Source organism: Streptomyces incanus (genome assembly GCF_042656345.1).
In the GTDB taxonomy this organism is placed as follows: domain Bacteria; phylum Actinomycetota; class Actinomycetes; order Streptomycetales; family Streptomycetaceae; genus Streptomyces; species Streptomyces incanus.
In genome coordinates, this window is the sequence record NZ_JBHSPC010000140.1 from 1 (window position 1) to 5024 (window position 5024).

Genomic DNA, 5024 nt, shown 5'->3' on the forward strand with positions numbered 1-5024 from the left:
ACCCCATGAATCCCAACTTCCCCTGCAATCACGGGCTCCACGCTACGAGGGGATGGTCACTCCAACGCTGCCCTGTGACAGAACTACGCACCGCTGGCGCCGCGGTCCGTGCCATACGCTGCCATCAACTACGCGTGGGTTCCTTGGTGGCTGGTGTCAGAGAGGTAACCTCGCCCATCTCTCCCCCCGCGGTAGCGGTTGAGGCCACGGCGGTGGCTGAGGCAAAGGTGGCGGCCAGGGTGGCGGCCAGGGTGGCGGCCAGGGTGGCGGCCAGGGTGGCGGCCACACGGCGATCACTACTGGCATCCGTTCGGCGAGATCCATCGTGCACCTGCCAAGAGCTTCACGGGCTGTGGAGTGGAGGGGATGAAGGTCCATCTCGGTGAAGTCAGCCGGGTCGTGCAGATGACGGGCGACTGGCGGGCCGAGGCCAGGCGGGGTGGGGCGAACTCGGCGGTGCTCCGCACCGACGGGCTGACCGGTGCGGGCTAAACAGGGCCTGCGGCGCCGCCCTCGGCCTCCTGGATCCGCTGGCCCTCCGCGTCGACCGCCGGCAGGGGCACCGCGTCGGGGATTTCGGGGGTGGTGCCGGTAGCGGCGAGGATCGTCGCAGCCGGCATGCGGTTGCCGGTCCGCGCGGCCATCGCCATGGCCGCCGCCGCGGCCGGCGCGGTGGCCCACAGCGGAATCACGAGAAGCATGAAGTGGTCGTCAAGCCCGCGGGTCACGCTCATCGTGTCATCGCTGGCGGTGAACCAGCCGATGTGAACGACGCGGCCGTCGATCGTGAGGCTGCGTGGGATGTCGTCCCAGGCGTCCTGGTCCAGCCCGACGCGCAGGATCGCGCCGAGGTGCGCGCTCAGTGCGGTGATGAGGCCGGGCAGCTCGGCGCGGACATCACGGGAATGCGGCCACCACGCGCCATCGAACATCCCCGCGCGAGCCAGCGTAGGCTCCAGGGTCAGCCGGACTGCCGAGGGCGCCGTCGGCCGCGGGAAGAGGCTGGGGGAGCGCCCCCATGCGAATGCAGTGCTGTGGTTCGGCACCATGGCGTGCCGCCCGCCTCGGTTCTCGACGGAACCGGTTTGGTCTAGGGCGACGCCGGCTCGGCTGCCAACGGTGAAACGTCCTGGTGACTGCAACTGTACTCCGCGCAGCCGGTGGCGGGGCGGGGCCCGCGCTCAGGTGGTTCGCTCCCGCAGAGCCCGCCCGACGATCTCCCCCCGCCGGCTCCGGGTGTGCGTAGGTGAGGTACAGGAAGCAGCGCCGGGATTGATCATGGTCGTGCGCTGGAGACGCATCACGTACGCGCCGCCCAGCCGCACCACGCAACCGGCCGGTCAGCCGCGCGCCGGCCGGTATCTGGGCGATCTGCCCGGTGAACGACCGCCGGGGACAGCGCGGCTCACGGCAGAACCAGCGGCGCTTGTGCCACAAGAACTCCAGGCCGCTGTCCCCGTAGGGAAGATCGCGGGGCCGGGTCACCGCCGAGCCCTTCGCCCGGGAGGCGAATACCCCGCAGGCCGGACAAGCCCGCGCCGACTCGTCCGCCGTGACCGATGGACCCGGCGTCTGCCGCCCTCGGGCCGCTCGACACGTGCGACGGACACCCCGTCGAGGTCGAGCAGCAACGCCGTATCGTTGACCAAGCCCGTGGCTCCTGCGTGATCGTTCTGCGTCAAGAACAGAAATGATCAGGTATGACCACGGGCGCTCTGCATTCGGATGCCGACAACCACCACGACCGTCACCATCGTGACGACAGGTCAGCACCGCCAGCCGAGTGCACCGCTCAACTTCGAAGACCCGTCAAAACGCCCTGACATCCGTCACCCTGAAACCGCCCGGCGGGCTGTATCCGGGAGTACCCTGAAATTACCGAGGGCATTTCGCATAAGAGTTTCTAAGCTCCTGTCGTTCTCGGCGATTCACAACACCGGGCCGGTGTACACCGGCCCGGGGACAGGTCCGCGTCATGACCGCGACCATTCTGTATACGTCGGCGGTCGAGGAGCGGACCTCTTCGCTGCCGCTGCGTCTCGCGCTCGCCTCGACGGACACCCCTGGTGCTCTTCTGGACGGTGCCTGGTGGCCCCGCTCCCGCGACCTGGCGGCGGAACTTCCTGCGTTGACAGCGGTGCTGGATCCCCTGTGGGGGCGCATCACCCATGTCACGGTGAACCCGACCCTGTGGCCGGTCATCCCACGGAAGGTGCCCGTTGATCGGCATGTGGTGAGCGTCGGCTGGTTCAAGGCCGAGCAAGACCCCCACAAGCTGTTGCTGCTCTCCTACACCGTCGGCCGCTGGGACCTGCTGGTGATTCCGCCGCAGACGGATCCGGCCATCGCCGCCTGGCTGATGACCGCGGCTACCGGTCCGCTGCGCAGCCACACAGCGAGTGATCTGCTGGCGAGGGCCGAATCCCAACGGATCATGACAGAAGCCGACCAGGCCCGAGAAGCCGTCTGGGACTCCGAGGGCGGCCATGGCGCCCGTGTGACCGCACCAGCACGCTCAGCGTGATCCTCGAAACGGCCCCGGTGAAACCGCCGGGGCCGTCCTTTCAGGCGCAACACGTGAGAGTGCGCAACCCACAATCCACGATACACCTGCAGGTAGTTTCCGACGTGATTCCGTAGGATGAAGCGAAGCATGAGCATAGAGTGCTTGCTATTCCGCATGGCCGCGCCACTGCCCCTGGACACGGAACCAGAGTCCGGGAGCGTAGATCGATTCGACGACAGCGGCTTCTCCTTTGGTCACCTTTAGGATCCGCAATGCGCCGCTCGGAAGCAGGTCGTACTCGTACGTGGCGGGCGACTCACCTTCGGTGATGTCGTCGTAGGAGATATCTGCAGCCGCCGGCTCCGCGTATTCCTTGGGGGGCCGGTTCTCCACCAGCTTGATGAACACGCTCATACCTCGACGATAGATCCCTCGCGGTTTTCTCGCGTGACATGCCAGATCTCCCCGCCAACGGCCGCACCACCAGTCGGGCGGTATCGGCTCAGTCCAGGGTGGCAAGGTGGTCGGTGGCGCCCCCGCGCCACTCGATCAGGAAGAGGGTCGCGTCGTCGCTGGTGATCCCGCCCCGCTCCTCCATCAGGGCGTGGGAGAGGGAGCGCACCACCGCCCGCACTCCCTTCTCGGCGTGCTCGATGCGGTTGACCCAGGCGATGAGTTGTTCCACGCCGAACTGCTTCCCGCCGGCTTCGTGCTCCTCGATCAGGCCGTCGGTGAAGCACAGCACCCGGTCGCCGACCTGGAGCGTCTGCTCGCTGAGCTGGGGCTCGTCGCCGCCGAAGCCGACCGGCAGGGTGGTCGCACTCTCCAGTTGCCGGACGACCTGGTGGTTGCGGATCAGCAGCGGCGCCGGGTGGCCCGCGTTGACCCGTTGCAGGTGGCCGGTTGCGACGTTCAGGCGCATCATCTGTGCGGTGACGAAGTGCTCGGGCCCGAACTGCCCGGCGATGGCCCGGTCCATGAACGCGTAGATCCCGGACAGCCCGACGTCGGCGCGTCTGGCGTGCCGGTAGGCGCCGATGGCGACGGTTGCCATGGTGGCGGCGTCCAGACCGTGGCCCATCGCGTCGATCGTGGCCACGTGCAGGATGTCGTCGTTGAGGGCGTAGTCGAAGCTGTCGCCGGCGACGCTGTAGGCGGGCTCGAGGATTCCGGCCACCGCGACCTGCGGGGTGGACATGGCCACTGGCGGCAGCAGGGACCACTGGATCTCCGCGGCCACGCTCATCGGCTCGCGGCGCCGGGTCTGGAAGAACTGGTCGGTGTAGCTGTTCTTGGTGACCAGCATGTCGGCGACCAGACCGGCGAGTCTGCGCAGTAGCCGCCGGTCGTCGTCATCGACGGTGTCCAGGGTGAGGGCCATCACCCCCACCTGGTCGCTGCCGTCCAGCAACGGCAGGTACATCCGCACCCCGTCGGCCTGCGGTACCTCCACAGGGGTCGCATACAGAAAAGCCGTGCCGGCGTGGGAGTCACCGATCGGCTCGGGCTCCCCGACGAACAGCCGCCTACCCGCCAGCGGCACCAGCACCCGCTGGCCGTAGTCCTGCAGGAGGACCGAGACGTCGCGGCCACCGACCCTGGCCACCTCTTCCGCGATCAGCGGGGCGATCAGCTGCGGCGGCATCTCGTGCGCCCGATCCAGCAGCACCCCCAGCAGCCGCTCACCGAACCCTTCCGACCGGTCCACCATGGCCTTGTCAGGCCGCCGCCCACCGTCCGCCACAGCCGCTCCCTTTCACCACAGCAGAGCCGGTTTCGCCCGCTGGGCGGTCCTCTCCAAGGGGCCGCTCACCAGGCGGCTGGCCTCGGCCTTGGGGCTTGGGGACAGACCCGGCTCACCTTGCAGATCCGCTCGAAGACCCACTCACGCGATCTGTACACCCGGGTTCCTGACCGACCGTGATCAACCCGCACAGAGTGACGCGGCCGACTAACCTAAAGGGCTCATTACGCCAAAAGCGGCATGTCACACCCGATCGGGAGAGGTGGCTCTCAACTTCGATGCCCAGACAGCGGCTCCCGATCTCACTGTCCGAGTGGCTCTCATTCACCCTGTCGAAAACAGGCTGATGCAGGCGCACGTTGTGGGTGGCCCACAGGGTGTCAGGTCCCGGTCGTTTGGATCGCGGCGGCCCTCGGCCACGAGGAGCGCCGGTTGGTCGGTGGTGGTGTCCCCGTGGACGGCTTCGAGGCCCTGTACCCGCTGTGGCCGGGATGCCGGTGCGCAGAGGTTGACTCGGAACTCATGCCGCGTCGTGCCGAGCAGTGATACGGGTCACCGTGACCTCGACGGTAACCCGCTCCGCGACACCGAAGGCGGCGAGGTGGGAGAGGATGGCGGCCCCCCACCCGGTCGTGGACGTTCCGGGCGATGTCCAGCGCTCGCCGGCCCTCGGCCAGGACGCAGCGCACCTCGATGTTCCCTCCCGGACCGTCCGGTGCCCGGTCGGCGCGGATACCTGCCTCGGGCGACGTGCGGTGAGGGGTGGTGTCCGTC

5 protein-coding genes and 1 pseudogene are annotated in these 5024 nt (G+C 68.2%); 2 read left to right on the top strand and 4 right to left on the bottom strand.

What is annotated here, in order from left to right:
• The first annotated feature begins 366 nt into the window (after positions 1-366).
• Positions 367-492 (top strand): hypothetical protein, encoded by a 126-nt coding sequence (locus ACFP2V_RS34580; RefSeq protein WP_381219315.1) that lies wholly within the window; start codon positions 367-369, stop codon positions 490-492.
• On the opposite strand, the gene ACFP2V_RS34585 is transcribed toward ACFP2V_RS34580, so the two are convergent.
• On the bottom strand, positions 489-1049 hold the full coding sequence (locus tag ACFP2V_RS34585) for a DUF5994 family protein (RefSeq protein ID WP_381219317.1): 561 nt from the start codon (positions 1047-1049) through the stop codon (positions 489-491). The genes ACFP2V_RS34580 and ACFP2V_RS34585 overlap by 4 nt on opposite strands.
• Positions 1050-1407: 358 nt before the next feature.
• Positions 1408-1773 (bottom strand): annotated as a pseudogene (locus ACFP2V_RS34590) (transposase family protein); the annotation flags it as partial.
• Between the two features lie 202 nt (positions 1774-1975).
• Here ACFP2V_RS34590 and ACFP2V_RS34595 point away from each other — a divergent pair.
• Positions 1976-2524, top strand: a complete 549-nt coding sequence (locus tag ACFP2V_RS34595) for a DUF5994 family protein (protein WP_381219319.1) — start codon at positions 1976-1978, stop codon at positions 2522-2524.
• A 147-nt stretch (positions 2525-2671) separates the two neighbouring features.
• On the opposite strand, the gene ACFP2V_RS34600 is transcribed toward ACFP2V_RS34595, so the two are convergent.
• Together ACFP2V_RS34600 and ACFP2V_RS34605 are read right to left on the bottom strand one after the other, a co-directional pair.
• Positions 2672-2920 (bottom strand): hypothetical protein, encoded by a 249-nt coding sequence (locus ACFP2V_RS34600; protein WP_381219321.1) that lies wholly within the window; start codon positions 2918-2920, stop codon positions 2672-2674.
• An 88-nt stretch (positions 2921-3008) separates the two neighbouring features.
• Entirely contained in the window at positions 3009-4217 is a 1209-nt protein-coding gene (locus tag ACFP2V_RS34605; protein WP_381219323.1) for a PP2C family protein-serine/threonine phosphatase, read from the bottom strand.
• Positions 4218-5024 lie beyond the last annotated feature (807 nt).

Excerpts from the sequence above, each read along its gene's own strand:
- ACFP2V_RS34600 (WP_381219321.1), bottom strand. The coding sequence starts at position 2,920 with ATGAGCGTGTTCATCAAGCTGGTGGAGAACCGGCCCCCCAAGGAATAC.
- ACFP2V_RS34585 (WP_381219317.1), bottom strand. The coding sequence starts at position 1,049 with ATGGTGCCGAACCACAGCACTGCATTCGCATGGGGGCGCTCCCCCAGC.
- ACFP2V_RS34595 (WP_381219319.1), top strand. The coding sequence starts at position 1,976 with ATGACCGCGACCATTCTGTATACGTCGGCGGTCGAGGAGCGGACCTCT.
- ACFP2V_RS34605 (WP_381219323.1), bottom strand. The coding sequence starts at position 4,217 with ATGGTGGACCGGTCGGAAGGGTTCGGTGAGCGGCTGCTGGGGGTGCTG.
- ACFP2V_RS34580 (WP_381219315.1), top strand. The coding sequence starts at position 367 with ATGAAGGTCCATCTCGGTGAAGTCAGCCGGGTCGTGCAGATGACGGGC.